This window comes from Pseudoalteromonas sp. NSLLW218 (assembly GCF_015864775.1).
Classification (GTDB): Bacteria; Pseudomonadota; Gammaproteobacteria; order Enterobacterales; family Alteromonadaceae; genus Pseudoalteromonas.
This window is the reverse complement of record NZ_JADYWO010000007.1, coordinates 209,630-224,872: the sequence shown is the minus strand read 5'-3', so window position 1 is coordinate 224,872 and position 15,243 is coordinate 209,630. Positions and strand designations below refer to the sequence as shown.

16 protein-coding genes and 1 tRNA gene are annotated in these 15,243 nt (G+C 39.4%); 10 read left to right on the top strand and 7 right to left on the bottom strand.

What is annotated here, in order from left to right; all coding sequences use genetic code 11:
- Positions 1-25: 25 nt before the first annotated feature.
- Complete coding sequence (locus I6E80_RS12690) at positions 26-475, top strand: GNAT family N-acetyltransferase (RefSeq protein ID WP_024599166.1); 450 nt, start codon at positions 26-28, stop codon at positions 473-475.
- 78 nt (positions 476-553) lie between these two features.
- On the opposite strand, the gene I6E80_RS12685 is transcribed toward I6E80_RS12690, so the two are convergent.
- From I6E80_RS12685 to I6E80_RS12660, 6 genes are all read right to left on the bottom strand, one after another.
- The gene (locus tag I6E80_RS12685) at positions 554-1,909 is read right to left on the bottom strand and encodes a sodium-dependent transporter (RefSeq protein ID WP_024599165.1); all 1,356 of its coding nucleotides are present in this window, start codon (positions 1,907-1,909) and stop codon (positions 554-556) included.
- 203 nt (positions 1,910-2,112) lie between these two features.
- Positions 2,113-3,405, bottom strand: a complete 1,293-nt coding sequence (locus I6E80_RS12680; protein WP_024599164.1) for an ATP-binding protein — start codon at positions 3,403-3,405, stop codon at positions 2,113-2,115.
- Positions 3,406-3,424: 19 nt separating this feature from the next.
- Positions 3,425-4,129, bottom strand: a complete 705-nt coding sequence (locus I6E80_RS12675) for a response regulator transcription factor (protein ID WP_024599163.1) — start codon at positions 4,127-4,129, stop codon at positions 3,425-3,427.
- A gap of 25 nt (positions 4,130-4,154) precedes the next feature.
- A complete protein-coding gene (locus I6E80_RS12670) occupies positions 4,155-4,538 on the bottom strand; it encodes a DUF3019 domain-containing protein (RefSeq protein ID WP_024599162.1) in 384 nt (127 codons plus the stop codon).
- A complete protein-coding gene (locus I6E80_RS12665) occupies positions 4,528-5,310 on the bottom strand; it encodes a MipA/OmpV family protein (RefSeq protein ID WP_231616786.1) in 783 nt (260 codons plus the stop codon). The genes I6E80_RS12670 and I6E80_RS12665 overlap by 11 nt, the downstream gene beginning before the upstream one ends.
- A 476-nt stretch (positions 5,311-5,786) precedes the next feature.
- The gene (locus tag I6E80_RS12660; RefSeq protein ID WP_024597864.1) at positions 5,787-6,590 is read right to left on the bottom strand and encodes a hypothetical protein; all 804 of its coding nucleotides are present in this window, start codon (positions 6,588-6,590) and stop codon (positions 5,787-5,789) included.
- A gap of 112 nt (positions 6,591-6,702) precedes the next feature.
- Between I6E80_RS12660 and I6E80_RS12655 the strand changes: the two genes are divergently transcribed.
- Entirely contained in the window at positions 6,703-7,857 is a 1,155-nt protein-coding gene (locus tag I6E80_RS12655) for a serine hydrolase (RefSeq protein ID WP_197185677.1), read from the top strand.
- Positions 7,854-8,354 (top strand): histidine phosphatase family protein, encoded by a 501-nt coding sequence (locus I6E80_RS12650; RefSeq protein WP_197185676.1) that lies wholly within the window; start codon positions 7,854-7,856, stop codon positions 8,352-8,354. The genes I6E80_RS12655 and I6E80_RS12650 overlap by 4 nt, the downstream gene beginning before the upstream one ends.
- A gap of 80 nt (positions 8,355-8,434) precedes the next feature.
- On the opposite strand, the gene yhbY is transcribed toward I6E80_RS12650, so the two are convergent.
- Positions 8,435-8,731, bottom strand: a complete 297-nt coding sequence (gene yhbY, locus I6E80_RS12645) for a ribosome assembly RNA-binding protein YhbY (RefSeq protein ID WP_002963153.1) — start codon at positions 8,729-8,731, stop codon at positions 8,435-8,437.
- Between the two features lie 88 nt (positions 8,732-8,819).
- On the opposite strand from yhbY, the gene rlmE reads away from it, so the two are divergent.
- From rlmE to I6E80_RS12610, 7 genes are all read left to right on the top strand, one after another.
- The gene (gene rlmE / locus I6E80_RS12640; protein WP_024597867.1) at positions 8,820-9,449 is read left to right on the top strand and encodes a 23S rRNA (uridine(2552)-2'-O)-methyltransferase RlmE; all 630 of its coding nucleotides are present in this window, start codon (positions 8,820-8,822) and stop codon (positions 9,447-9,449) included.
- Between the two features lie 66 nt (positions 9,450-9,515).
- A complete protein-coding gene (gene ftsH / locus I6E80_RS12635; protein WP_033012255.1) occupies positions 9,516-11,459 on the top strand; it encodes an ATP-dependent zinc metalloprotease FtsH in 1,944 nt (647 codons plus the stop codon).
- 78 nt (positions 11,460-11,537) lie between these two features.
- The gene (gene folP, locus I6E80_RS12630; RefSeq protein ID WP_197185675.1) at positions 11,538-12,386 is read left to right on the top strand and encodes a dihydropteroate synthase; all 849 of its coding nucleotides are present in this window, start codon (positions 11,538-11,540) and stop codon (positions 12,384-12,386) included.
- Entirely contained in the window at positions 12,383-13,732 is a 1,350-nt protein-coding gene (gene glmM / locus I6E80_RS12625) for a phosphoglucosamine mutase (RefSeq protein ID WP_024606173.1), read from the top strand. Before folP ends, glmM begins: the two co-directional genes overlap by 4 nt.
- Positions 13,733-13,803: 71 nt before the next feature.
- Complete coding sequence (tpiA, locus tag I6E80_RS12620) at positions 13,804-14,553, top strand: triose-phosphate isomerase (RefSeq protein ID WP_170071862.1); 750 nt, start codon at positions 13,804-13,806, stop codon at positions 14,551-14,553.
- Position 14,554: 1 nt separating this feature from the next.
- Positions 14,555-14,908, top strand: coding sequence for a preprotein translocase subunit SecG (gene secG / locus I6E80_RS12615; RefSeq protein ID WP_024597872.1), 354 nt, complete (start codon positions 14,555-14,557; stop codon positions 14,906-14,908).
- A gap of 79 nt (positions 14,909-14,987) precedes the next feature.
- Positions 14,988-15,072, top strand: a tRNA-Leu gene (locus tag I6E80_RS12610).
- The last annotated feature ends 171 nt before the right edge of the window (positions 15,073-15,243 follow it).

Sequence of the window (15,243 nt, the reverse complement as noted above, 5' to 3'; positions counted from 1 at the left end):
GGGTTTTTTGCCTATAGGATTTGATATGCAGTTTAAATGTGAGCAGTTTGACGCTCTTGATACACAGACTCTTTTTACTATTATGCGCGGGCGTGTTGATGTGTTTGTTGTAGAGCAGGAGTGCCCTTACCCTGAACTTGATGATGTAGACATTGCTTTAAATACACAGCATTTATATACATTGAGTCATGGGCAACTACAAACTTACGCGCGATGCTATGAAAAAAGTGCACAATACAGCGCAATAGGTCGCGTGCTAGTAAGTGAAAGCGCGCGTGGCAATGGGTATGCTACTTTACTTATTACTGAAGCTATAGACTGCTGTAAAGCACAATGGCCTGAGCGAGATATTTATATAGGTGCACAAACTTACTTGCTTGATTTTTACCGCTCTTTTGGCTTTGAGGATTATAAAAGTGAATATCTAGAAGACGGTATCCCTCATCAAGATATGATTTTAAAACTCTCTAAATAAATCCAATTTAAGCAGCTATAAAAAAGCCCACTAATGTGGGCTATTTTAATTTAAGACTATTTAAGGTTAAGGTATTATTTAGCTTAATAGTGAGTGTAAAAACACCATACCAATAGCAAGTGGACACACAAACTTGGTATACCAAGGCCATACTTTCCAAAATAATGTGTTATGAACTTCAGGATTACCTTCTTTAATTGCTTTAAGTAATGAGCCTCTGTACCAAATCCAGCCTACAAATATACAACACATAAGGCCAAGCAAAGGTTGAGCTACTTTTGTAGTTAAAGTAATCACTAAGCCAAATAAGCTGCTAAGGTTACACACAATTGTAATGCTAACGATAGCAATTAAAGCTCCAATCAACCAGGTTGCCTGAACGCGTTTCATCCCAAAGCGTTCTACAGTGTATGATACTGGCGCCTCTAACATTGAAATAGATGACGTTAAAGCGGCAATACTCATTAACGCAAAAAATGAAAAGCCCACAAATAAGCCAACTTCGCCCATTCCATCAAATAAAGCAGGGAGTACCTGAAATACTAACGTATCTTCAGAGAGTAGTTTTCCCGTTGTGGCAGAGAATATTTCAACGCCTTGAGCTTGTGCTACATACATAGCCGGAATAATCAGTAAACCCGCTACAAAAGCTATAAATACATCAATAAGGGTTACATAGGCACCTAAAGAAACAAGGTTTTCTTTTTTACTAATGTACGAGCCATAAATAATCATTACGCTAGTACCTAGCGATAAAGAGAAGAAAGCTTGTCCTAGCGCACTCACTAATAATTTTGCGTCAAAAATAGATGAAAAATCGGGAACTAAGTAAGCCTTTAAACCTTCCATTGCGCCATCTTGGGTCATTACATATGCAATAAGTGCAAATAAAATACCTAAAAGAGCAGGCATTAAGCGTTTCGACCATTTTTCAATACCATTCTCAACGCCTCTACTGATAATAGCGACAGTTAGTACGATAAAGACGAGAGTAAATATTATGTTTCGGGTAAGTGATTGCTCACTTAGCCATGTCGATGCTGTGTTGGCACCAACAAGAGTAGCTATGGGGTCAGCTGTAGCGCTGAGCATCCAACCAGCAACAATGGCGTAAAAACTTAATATAAAGCCAGCACATAAAATACCGCCAAAACCAACAATAAAGGCAAAGTGTTTTTGCCATGGCTTATTAGATATTTTTTGAAGTGATGAAACCGCGTTTGCTTGGCCATGACGACCAATCATAAGTTCAGCCATTAAAGCGGGGTAGGCTAAAAAGAACGCAAGCACTAAATATGCTACTAAAAATGCAGCACCGCCATTACTTGCTGTTTGTGTAGGGAATCCCCAGATATTGCCCAAACCAACGGCAGAACCCGCGGCGGCCATAATAAAACCAAAGCGAGAGCTAAACTCGCCTCTAACTGCGCTCATATTATTGTACTTCTCTATTGTGTGACGGCGCTGACAATCTACTGGAAATGTTAAAAAATAAAAAGTGCTTATTTGCTGATCTGGCACAATTTAATAAGTAAATGCGTGTTATAACCATCGATTTTAATTGTTGTTATCGGGTCGTTTAAAATAACGAGTTGATTTTGTTTAATAATTGTTAATTACAGTCTGTAACTATTGCTTTACGAATTGTGATGCTGTGCAATAGTGAGAGTAAAACACGCACCACCTAGCTGGGTACTTTTACTAACTTTAACACTGCCATGATGCCAGTCGGCTACTTTTTCAACAATAGCTAAACCAAGGCCGTAACTTTTATCAGCTCTGTTACGGTGAGCCTCTTCTCTAAAAAATGGACTAAATACGTTGCTAAAGTTTTCTCGAGCTATGCCAGGGCCGTCATCTTCTACCGTTATTATAAGCTGTTGTTCGTGTAACTTCGCACTCAAGTAAATATGTTGGTTTGCGAAATCAGAGGCATTAGTTAATAAATTGGTAATTGCACGAGCAAGCCAGTGAAGATCTGCATTTATTATTTTATCGGTACTATTGAGCTGTACACTAAGCATTTGCATTTCAAGTTTAGGTGCAAGTTGCACTAAAATATCTTCAAGGTAGGACTTAATGTTTGTTGATGAATAGGTCAGCTTATTAGCATTTTGCTCTAAAGTAGCAAATGCTAAATAGCTACTAAGCATCGATTCCATATGGTCTAAATCATTTTCCATACGGGTTAAATACTGTTTTATTTTTTGCTCATCATGGCTATCTAATGCCGCATCTAAACCAAATCGCAGGCACGCGATAGGGGTGCGTATATCATGAGATAAGCTTGAGGCCATTAGCTTGTTTTCGGCGACAAGCTTCTCTATTTGGCTGGCCATGCGATTAAAGGTAAGCTCTACGTCTTTTATGTAAGTAAAATGCGATACTTTTATTCGGGCTTGAACATTACCTGAGGCAAACTTTTTAGCGGCTTCATTTAACACGGTTAATCGTTTAGCTAAGGGCGCAATAATAAAGCCCATAAATACACATAGGCCTGCGTAAAAGAGTAAGGTTAATATAATGTCGTTATGTTGCTCGCTATCAAAAATTTTATCTAAACGCATTGATAAGTGAAAAGGATTTAAAACATCGCTGCTATAAAGCATATAAAAGCCTTGCTGATCTTCTAAAATCAGCCCACCCGGCGTATGCATTTGTAATAATAAAGAAGGCGGTAAAGCAAGTGATTCATTAGGTTTGTAATCAATTAAAACATCAAACTCTAGCGCCAGTTGTTTTACATAATCGCTGCGCTCAGATGTGGGTATGTTAGCTAACTGCTTGCTAAAACCCATGATCATTTTACTTTGCTGACTAAATTCATCCTGTGGGGTATGCGCTTGTTGACTAAAAGCATCAATAAGCCAGCCCAATACCACAATAGATAAAAGTGCACTGCCTAGAAGCGATATATAAAACTTTTTCATTTATTTATTCATCACTTTATTACCACGCAGTAGAAACAAGTAAATATCCACGGCCCCAAATGGTTTTAATTTTTTCAGGGTTTTGTGGATCATCATTAAACTTTTTACGAAGTGCAGAAATAAGTACATCAACACTTCTATCAAGCCCATCATACTCTCTGCCTTTGGTTGCTTTAAATACAGCGTCGCGAGAGACTACTTGCCCTGCGTTACTCGCAAGGTAGTGAAGCAGTAAATATTCAGCACTTGATATATTTACGTCTTGCTCGTTAAGTTTTACATTTCTAGATTCGGTATCAATACTAAGAGCACCAACATTAATAACACTTTCGTTAACGTGTGGCGTATTTGGCTCATTTTTTTGGCGAAGGGCTGCTTTTATACGCGCTAGCAATGCACGAGGACGCACAGGTTTCATTATGTAGTCGCTTGCACCTACTTCTAGACCAATGACTTCATCCATTTCTTCATCGCGTGCAGTGAGCATTATGATAGGCGAATTATAAAAACTACGAAGCTCTCTACATACGCTTATACCATCTTGCCCTGGAAGCATAATATCTAGGAGCACGATATTTGGATTTAATGTTTTGACTTGGCTAATTACTTCGTCACCTCTGTGACAAACATGCGTTGTGTAGCCTTGCTCTGTTAAATATTCAGCAACCCATTGAGCAAGAGATACATCGTCTTCAACGAGTAAAATAGTGCCGTAGTTATCCATGAAAATATCCTTAATGCGATTGGTATTAAAATAGTCGCCAGCGGCGCTTTTTTTGCCTGTTTTGATATACCCATTGAAGCTTTACTTCGGCAACACTAATTATTTTAGATGTATTGCTGTCAAATAGTTCAAATGAAATACTTTGCTGTGAATCAAATGCATAATTAAAAGTACCGCTCTGTTGCTTGAGCCAACATTGCATTATGTACTTTGAGGTGGCGTCACGTAGGCAGTAATTACCAATGATAGGTTGCTCCCACGTTAGCGTAACGTCAGCATAGCAATTTCGCCCTTCGCGAAGTGCAACGCACGTGTCGGGTAGTGCTATGAGTGCTTCAGGAGGTTCCTGAGCTTTAACAGTAAAGGTACTGGGGAAGATCAGTAATACACAGATCCATCTAAAATACATAACGTAGGCCTACCTTGGCTTTATGTTGATATCCTTGGGAAATAATTGGGCTGTCGTCAATTTCTTTTGAAAACCATGTGGTAAGCCAGCCGGATAAAAACACCCAATCTTGGCTTATTGGGTACTCAGCATGGAGCTCAAAAACAATACTGGTACTGGCATTACTGCTGTAAATAGGGCGAAGGCTGGTGGCTTCATCGTTATCAATGCCAAAATAATAATTAGTAAAGTCAGCAGAGTAGGCGCTTAAGCCAACACCCGATCTAAACTCCCAGTTTCGCCATGGCAAAATGTGACTAAAAAAGCTGTTTATAACCCAGCCATTGTGCGCGCCAGATACATCATGAAGGTATTCAAAAGAGAATTGAGAATTTTCAAATCGACGAGAAAGTCGAAGGCCGACGTCAAAGTCGTAATTACGTTTTTTTATACCTTGGAGTTCTTGTATAACACCGTGGTTATAAAACCCTAGGCCTTTTTCGTCAAATCCAGCTTGAGTATTTGTGCCTAATATATCTAGGCCCCAATCAAATTTATCTATAAGACTGTAGCCTATTACAAGGCCGCCACTGAGCTGATTGTGATCGAAATCAAGGTAAAATTTATCGTAGGAAACAGCAAGACTTAAATCGAGCTCAACGCCTTTGTCGTAAGACTCAATGCCGACAAGGTAAGAATCTTCAATATAAAAGCCCGCGCCAGCACTCCAATCCCACGCAAAGCCTTGGGTTGGCTCTAACGTATTATCTGCATAATAGCGGTTACTTGCCATACTCGATGTGCTAAAAATGCAGCAAAAAAGCAGTGTTATGCTCAGTAAAGTATGGTTAAGCAAAGCGTTTCTCATCCCTTAGGGCCTAATTATTATTTGTTATTAACCGTAGTATATTGTTAATTCGTTCCTTTAATCTGTAAAAAAATGTAGTAAGTGTTAGGTCTGTTGATCTTTAAGGTTAAATTTGCAGCAGTCTGTTTGGTATTTAGGCAAGGCAGAGCCTATACAGTGTGGTTATTCGCCATAAATAGGCGATAACGTAGCATTAATGCCAAACAGGCGCTGCCCAAAGGGTTCTTCCTAGGGGCTATTTACTCTTTGTTGCTCGGTTTTTACTTATTCTTACATGGATGTAAGCCAGTAGAATAACGCAGGAGCAGTTATCGAGCCCACTAGGTTACAAATCTCGCGCCGCGATTAAATAGCCCCTAGTTTTAACAAATTTTAATCCGTAAAGAACAACAGACCCTAATTTACTGAACTTTAATTTTATCGATTAATATACTGCTCAAGTAAAACTGCATCATAGGTGTTAATGCACTTACTTCTGTTCTGTTACATGGACCGCTAAGTTTGGTAAGACTAGATAGTTTTGACAACGTTTTGTACTGAGGGATTTGAATGTCTTTCCCAAGTCTTTCAATGCGAGCTTCATCAGTGTTTTGTTGATGAACAAAAGCGACAACCTCAAGCTCATTAGTTATTTTTTGCTCTTCGGTAAAATTGTAAATTAGCGGCTCGCGATGAAAACTTGCACTGTCGATAGATGATTTAGCAAACCAAACAACATCACCCGATGACTTGTGCGTAAGACGCATACTAACTTGTGCGAACATAGCTGCGCACTGCTGGGTTGGATATTGTTGTGCAACATTTGAATATAAAGTAAAAGGGTTCTCTGGTTGCTTTATTGCGTACTTGGTATCGTCTGTAAAAGTTAAATCGAGTTGCTGAATTGTCAGTGTATAGTCGCTGTTATTTTTAGTTGTCACTTTTAGTTGCTTATCATTCAGTGCTTGGCTAATTTGCGATAGAAGTTTATCGGTCACGCTCGCTTTATCGGTAATGATTTTTACTGTCTGGTTTCTAACTACTTTATGTGCAGGTAGTTGCACAGATTTAACTTTTGGAGATGAGTGCTCTGTAGTGTACTCAAGCTGATAGGTCTGACTTTTTAATGTTGGCTTTAACGGCATAGCCAATGGCTCGGCTGGCTGCTTTGTAATAGCACAACCAGTTGATAATAATATAAAAAGTGACACAACTAAAAAACGCATAAGTACTAAACACCCGCTAAAAACCAAATAATCGTCGTATTGTACGTTAGTCCAAACAAAACTTCATGATATTATCTGCGCAGATGTGGTTAAAAAGATAAAATTTATAAAAATGAAGTATCTCAACTCTTTATTGTATAGCTTACCTGCTGTGTGTCTGTTGTTTAGCTCTGTGGGTTTTGCAGCAAAAGCGGATCCTGATTGGGATGCATTTGTAAAAAAATACGGCCGTTACGCACAAAAAAAATTAAAAAGTAAAGGTATACCTGGTGCAGCGCTTTCGATTGTAAGTATAAACAACTCAGACTACATCCACACTATGGGCGTAACTAAAACACGAAATGGACAAAAAGTTAATAAGCATACCCGCTTTAGACTTGCGTCTGTTTCTAAGACATTTGCAGGCTCGTTATCAGCTAAATTGGCTGCTAACGGCCTACTGGAGTTAGATAAGCCTGTTAGTGATTACATATCTGATTTTAAAGGAACTGTTTATGAAAATGATTTAAAGGTGTTTCATCTTTTAAGTCATTCAAGCGGGTTAGTTCCTAATGCATACGATAATTTAATTGAATCTCGTATGGATTACCCCGGTATTGTTGAAAAGCTACTTAGTGTCAAACCAATTTGTAAACCTGGTGAATGTTATGGCTATCAAAACGTTATGTTTAGCCTTATAGGTGATGTAATATTACAAAGCACCGATACAAGTTACAAACAGTGGTTAAAAGAAGCTATTTTTGAGCCATTGAAAATGAGTGATGCGAGCTTAGGCTTTGAATCAATGACAAATGACAAAAATTACGCGCTACCACACGTGCGTGGTAAAAAACGTTGGTATAGCGCTAAGCTTAAAAAAAATTACTATAAAGTGAGCCCGGCAGCCGGTGTAAATGCGAGCGCAAGTGATATGGCTATTTGGCTAAAAGCGCAGCTGGGCCAATATCCTGATGTTTTGTCATTGGATATTCTCGCAAAACAAACACGCCCTTATACGAATACAAAAAAAGAAATGTATCGTAGGGTGTGGAAAAAACACCTTAACGAAGCTTATTACGGGCTAGGTTGGCGCGTTTATAACTATGCTGATGAAACGCTTTATTATCATAGTGGCTGGGTGCAAGGGTATAGAAGTGATTTGGTTGTATTTCCTCATTTAAATATTGGTTTTAGCTTAATAGTTAACGCTGAAACCGGCGTAATTAATGAACTAACGACTGAATTTATCGACAGGCTATTAGAGTACAAACGGGGTAAAAAAATATGAATAAAATAATATTAGTAATCACTTGTTTAGTCACATTATCTAATAGTAGTTTAGCGCTTGCGGCACCTGATAAAATATATTTGTTTCGTCATAGCGAAAAGTTAACGGGCAAAAATCCAGCGCTCTCAGAGGTGGGAAAGGCACGTGCAAATAATTTAGTTACTTTTTTCAAAGAGTATCAAAATATACATATTTTCAGCAGTAACTATAAACGCACGTTACAAACAGCGGCCCCTTTGCAGACATATTTTAATACCGACGTAAATGTGTATAACGCAGGTGAGCTAAGTGATTTAAAAAAAGAGTTACTAAAACTAAAAGGTGTAGTTGTTGTTATAGGGCACAGTAATACCACACCGCAACTAGCCGAGCTGCTTTCGAATGAAAAAGTGTCAGCAATGAGTGAAACACAATTTACTCAGTACTTTATATTGAATAAGAAGCCGAGGAGCAATGGTAGCGAATATGATTTAACCCATCATAAAATGAGCTTTTGATTTAAAACGTTAAATAATAAAAAACCAGCATTAAGCTGGTTTTTTCAATTTAAACGCACTAAATCCTTTAACAGGAATAATTAGTTACGAGGTAAATGTATTTTTTTCTCAACGCTTTGACGATAAAGTACAATAGTGTGACCTATCGTTTGTAGCTTAGTCGCACCAGTTTCACGTACGATTGCTTCAAAAATTAGTGCTTTTGTTTCACGATCGTCAGTTGGAACTTTAACTTTGATTAATTCGTGAATTTCTAATGCACTTTGAATTTCTACTACTACGCCTTCGGTTAAACCGTTAGAACCTAGTAAAACTACAGGCTTAAGGCTATGTGCCTGACCTTTTAAAAATTGCTTTTGTTTGTTTGATAATGTCATGTTTATACAAATTTTGCTGAATATGGCTTGAATTAAGGGTATTCTAACGCCATCTAAAGAATATTACTAATTAGTTGCGTGTTAATTTATGACAAATAAAAAACAGTCAGCCAGTTCACAGCGATGGCTGAAAGAACATTTTGATGATAAATATGTTCAAGAAGCGCAAAAAAAAGGCTGGCGTTCCCGAGCGGTTTTTAAATTAGATGAAGTACAAAATAGAGATAAGATACTTCGTCCAGGTATGACAGTTGTTGATTTAGGGGCAGCGCCAGGAAGTTGGTCTCAATATTTGGCAGAGAAAGTCGGTGACAAAGGTCAAGTGATAGCGTGTGATATATTACCGATGGACTCACTTGCTGGTGTTGACTTCTTACAAGGCGACTTTCGTGAAGAATCAGTATTAAATGCGTTGTTAAAACGTATTGATGGTAAAAATGTTGATGTGGTACTCTCTGACATGGCACCAAATATGAGTGGCAATAACTCAGTAGATCAAGCAGGTAGCATGTATTTGGTAGAACTTGCGCTAGATATGTGTAGCCAAGTACTAAAGAAAAATGGCGCATTTATTGTTAAAGTTTTCCAAGGCGAAGGCTTTGATCAATACTTGCAAGATGTACGTAATAGTTTTAAAGCAGTGAAAATACGCAAACCTGATGCCTCACGTGCCCGTTCTCGGGAAGTATATATAGTAGCGACTGGATACAAACTGTAGTACAGTTGCTTGGCGTTTAGTTGAACTTAAATTAATTGGATACAAGAGGTTAACCCCTTGAGCGATATGGCGAAAAATTTAATACTATGGCTGGTGATTGCAGTTGTGCTGATGTCAGTCTTTCAGAGCTTTAATGGCGGCGAGCAAGTTGATCGTCAAACTAGTTACACTCAATTTGTTAAAGATGTCCGTAGTGGCTCTTTACAAGAAGTTATTATTGACCGTGGTACAGGTAATATTACTGGTACTAAGAGCAGTGGTGAGCGTTTTCAAACAACGATGCCAATGTACGATGAAGATTTAATTAATGACTTACTTAAAAATGATGTAAATGTGAAGGGTGTACAACCTGAAGAACAATCATTTTTAGCAAGTATATTTATTTCTTGGTTCCCGATGATACTGCTTATAGGTGTGTGGATATTCTTCATGCGTCAAATGCAAGGCGGCGGCGGTAAAGGCGCTATGTCATTTGGTAAGAGTAAAGCTCGGTTAATGAGCGAAGACCAAATTAAAACAACGTTTGCCGATGTGGCAGGTTGTGATGAAGCGAAAGAAGACGTTACTGAATTGGTCGACTTTTTACGTGACCCATCAAAATTTCAAAAGCTTGGCGGTAGTATTCCTAAAGGCGTACTGATGGTTGGCCCTCCAGGTACCGGTAAAACGCTACTTGCAAAGGCAGTTGCTGGTGAAGCAAAAGTACCTTTTTTTACAATTTCGGGTTCAGATTTTGTTGAAATGTTTGTGGGTGTTGGTGCATCACGTGTACGTGATATGTTTGAACAGGCTAAAAAAGCGGCGCCTTGTATTATCTTTATAGATGAGATTGATGCTGTTGGTCGTAAACGTGGTGCTGGTATGGGCGGCGGTAACGACGAGCGTGAGCAAACACTTAACCAAATGCTAGTAGAGATGGATGGCTTTGGTGGTAACGAAGGTATAATCGTTATTGCAGCAACTAACCGACCAGATGTATTAGACCCTGCATTACTTCGTCCAGGTCGTTTTGACCGTCAAGTTGAAGTAGGCTTACCTGATATTCGTGGTCGTGAGCAAATACTTAAAGTACACATGCGTAAAGTGCCATTAGGCGATAACGTAGAAGCGGCTCTTATAGCACGTGGTACTCCTGGTTTCTCAGGTGCTGATTTAGCAAACTTAGTAAACGAAGCTGCGCTTTATGCTGCACGTGGTAATAAACGTGTTGTAAGTATGGCTGAATTTGACGCTGCTAAAGACAAGATCATGATGGGCGCAGAGCGCAAGACTATGGTGATGAGCGAGCAAGAAAAAGCAATGACTGCGTACCACGAAGCAGGCCATGCAATTGTTGGTCGTATGGTGCCAGAGCATGATCCAGTTTATAAAGTATCTATTATTCCACGTGGCCGTGCGCTGGGTGTAACAATGTACCTACCAGAACAAGATCGTGTTAGCCATTCAAAAGAGCTTTTAGAATCAATGATTTCTAGTCTTTATGGTGGCCGTATTGCTGAAGCGCTTATTTACGGTGCAGATAAAGTAACAACGGGTGCAAGTAATGACATTGAACGAGCTACAGATATAGCGCGTAAAATGGTTACGCATTGGGGTTTAAGTGAAAAACTAGGTCCGTTACTTTACGCTGAAGATCAGAACGAAATGTATATGGGTGGCGGTGGTAGCCGTTCATCTAGCATGTCAGACGATACAGCTAAAATAATTGATGCAGAAGTACGTTTATTTTCAGATCGTAACTATCAAAGAGCAGAAGAAATATTAAAAGAAAACATTGATATTCTTCACTCAATGAAAGATGCATTAATGAAATACGAAACTATTGATGCTAAGCAAATTGATGATTTAATGGCGCGCCAACCAGTGCGTGAGCCGCGTGATGCACATGACCGTCATGAAGCAAAACCGGTAAAAGCGGAAGAACCTCAAGAGCCAGTAGTTGATGAAAGTCAAAATACTGACGATTCATCAAAAAAAGATGAAACAAACCTTGATGATAAAGCTGAATAATCGTTAAAATAGTAATGAAAGCCCCGAACTTCGGGGCTTTTTTGTATCAGCTATTTAGAAAAAGAATAAAGGTTGGCAATGACTAGCATACTAAAGCTTCCGAGAGGGCGTACGCTTAATCTTGAAAAGCCCGTTATTATGGGGATATTAAATGTAACGCCGGATTCGTTTTCTGATGGTGGGCAGTTTTTAGAACCCAAAATAGCGCTAAAGCGCGCTATGCAATTATTAGATGACGGTGCGACAATTTTAGATATAGGGGGCGAATCTACTCGCCCAGGCGCGCCAGATGTCAGCTTAGAGGATGAACTTGCTCGAGTAATCCCTGCTATTAAAGCGATACGTCAGCACAGTGATTGCGTTATTTCAATTGATACCAGTAAAGCACTGGTAATGGAGCAAGCAATACTCGCAGGGGCAGACATAGTCAATGATGTTAGAGCGTTACAAGAAATAGACGCCTTAGAAACGGTTGCGCAGTATGAAGATGTAGCAATTTGTTTAATGCATATGCAAGGGCAGCCCCGCAGCATGCAATCGGCACCTCATTACGATAATTTGTTTGCAGATATAAATATGTTTTTTAGTGAACGTATTAAAGCATGTGAAACAGCTGGGATTAAGTTTGAACGACTTATTCTAGACCCAGGTTTTGGATTTGGAAAAACGCTTAGTCATAACTATCAAATATTGGCTAGGTTTGATGATTTTAATAAGTTAGGTTTGCCATTATTGGCCGGATTATCTCGTAAATCGATGATAGGTAATTTATTAAATAGAGATACAAATGAACGGTTAGCGGGCAGCTTAGCGGGTGCGTTAATCGCAGCGCAAAATGGCGCAAAAATTATTCGTGTACATGACGTAAAAGAAACCGCAGATGTACTTGGTGTATATCAAGCCTGCGAACAAGGAATTTCACAATGAAAGAAAGAAAATATTTTGGCACCGATGGCGTGCGTGGACTTGTAGGCGCTGCTCCTATAAACCCTGAGTTTGCAATGAAGTTAGGCTGGGCTGCTGGACGTGTATTATCACAAAGTGGTACTAAAAAAGTAATTATAGGTAAAGATACACGTATTTCGGGCTACATGCTTGAAACCGCACTTGAAGCTGGTTTAATCGCCGCCGGTATTGATGTTGTATTATTGGGCCCTATGCCTACACCTGCTGTAGCCTACTTAGCTCAAACATTTCGTGCAGAGGCAGGAATTGTAATTAGTGCTTCACATAATCCGTATTATGATAACGGTATTAAGTTTTTTAATGGTCAAGGTCTAAAGCTCGATGATGCAGTAGAACTTGAAATAGAAGCAATGCTTGATGAGAAAATGACGTGTGTTGCTTCAGATAAATTAGGTAAAGCATCGCGTTTAGTTAGTGCGGATGGCAGGTATATAGAGTTTTGTAAGAGCCAGTTCCCGCAAGGCCTATCTTTAGAAGGTCTTAAAATTGTTGTCGATTGCGCAAATGGCGCTACTTATCATATTGCACCTTCTGTTATGCGTGAACTTGGCGCAGAAGTAATGACACATGCATGCGAGCCTAATGGCGTTAATATCAATCATGAATGTGGCGCTACTCACGTAGATGCCCTTAAACGTAAAGTGCTTGAACTTAAAGCCGACGTAGGTATTGCATACGATGGTGATGGTGACCGCGTAATGATGGTTGATCATAATGGCCGCGTTTTTGATGGTGATGATCTGGTTTATATTATTGCTTGCCAAGCAGCCCAAGATGATAATTTGGGTGGTGGTGTAGTTGGCACTGTTATGTCTAACATGGGCCTTGAAAATGCTTTAAAAGCAAAAGGTATCGAGTTTGCTCGCAGTAAAGTAGGGGACCGCTATGTTATGGAGTTACTACAGCAAAAAGGCTGGAAAATTGGCGGCGAAAGCTCAGGCCATGTACTTAATCTAGATTTAATTAGCACGGGTGATGGCATTATATCAAGCTTGCAAGTACTGGCTGCTATGGTTGCACAAAATCGTACATTACAAGATTTAGGTGCTGGTTTTACCAAGTATCCAATGAAAATGATAAACGTGCGTTATACCGCTGGAACTGACCCTACAAAAGCACCTGAAGTACTTTCAGCTGTAGCAGAAGTCGAGCTTGCTTTAGGCGATAAAGGCCGTGTTTTACTGCGTAAATCAGGCACTGAACCTGTGGTTCGTGTTATGGTTGAAGCCGAGCAAGAAAAAATTGTAATAGACAGCGCTCAAAAAATTGCAGCTGTTGTAGAATCTATGAGCAAACAAACTGATTAATAACAATAACCTCTTGTAACTTTGGGCGAGAAAAGTTAATATCTCGCCCGCTTTCTAATGTGGAGTGGATAATGGCAATACGCAAGGCGATGGTCGCAGGCAACTGGAAAATGAATGGCTCTTTAGAGTTAGTTAAAAAAATGTCTGACGCCATTAACGATGTAAAATCACAAGAGATGGACATTGTTTTATTTCCTCCATACCCACTTGTATCTGCAATGGTAGCTAGCGGTGTTTCTACAGGAGCTCAAACTGTTTCTGAAAATACACCTGGCGCATTTACTGGTGAAGTTGATGCGCAGCTTATAAAAGATTTAGGTGCAACTTACGTACTCGTTGGTCATTCTGAACGCCGCAGTATTTATAACGAAAGTAATGCAACAGTCGCTGAAAAGTTTGCTAGGGCACAGCAAGTTGGTTTAACACCAATTTTATGTGTAGGCGAAAGCGAAAGCGAGCAAGAGAACGGTCAAACTGAACAAGTAGTTGCTGCACAAATTGATGCAGTAATAGAGAAATTAGGTGTAGCAGCACTGAAAGATTCTGTGATAGCATACGAGCCCGTTTGGGCCATAGGCACAGGTAAGACTGCATCGCCAGAGCAGGCACAAACTGTTCATAAATTTATCCGTGACAAAATTGCATCACTTGACAGCAATTTATCACAAGGGCTTACCATCTTATACGGTGGTAGCGTTAATGAAAAAAATAGCGAATTATTATTTGCACAAACAGATATAGATGGCGGCTTAATTGGCGGCGCAAGTCTAAAGGCAGAGTCTTTTACTGCAATCTGTAACAGTGCAAAAGGGACTGTATAAGATGTACGAAATTTTATTAGTAGTTTATTTAGTTGTGGCTTTAGCTTTAGTTGGAATGGTTTTAATTCAACAAGGTAAAGGCGCAGATATGGGTTCTTCATTTGGCGCTGGTGCATCAGGCACTGTTTTTGGTTCGTCAGGTGCTGGTAACTTTATGACAAAAACAACCACAAGCTTAGCAACGGTATTTTTTGTTTTAAGCATTGTGTTAGGAAACCTAACAGCTGGTCAAATTAAAAAGACCGACGAATGGGAAAACCTAGAAGCAGCTCCAGCAGTAGAAACAGTAGTTCCTGTTGAAGAAGATGTTCCAGTAACATCTACAAAAGAGCAAAGCTCTGAAGTACCGAACTAATTTAGCGTAAAGCTATCGTTAAACGATTTATCTTCCTCAAATAAGTCACATGTTTAACACCTGAGCGAAAGCTTAAAATGCGGATGTGGTGGAATTGGTAGACACGCCACCTTGAGGGGGTGGTGCTTTAGGGCATGGGGGTTCAAGTCCCCCCATCCGCACCAAATTTAGAAACCAGTAGCAGTGATGTTACTGGTTTTTTTTGTATCTGGAATTTATTGTGGGTGTTTTTTGAGCGATGTGTGTTTGTTGTTAAATAATTCTTCTATTTGTTAGAAAAAACTAGAAATATTAAAAATTTAGCTCACACTTATAGATATCAAGCCGATAATAGA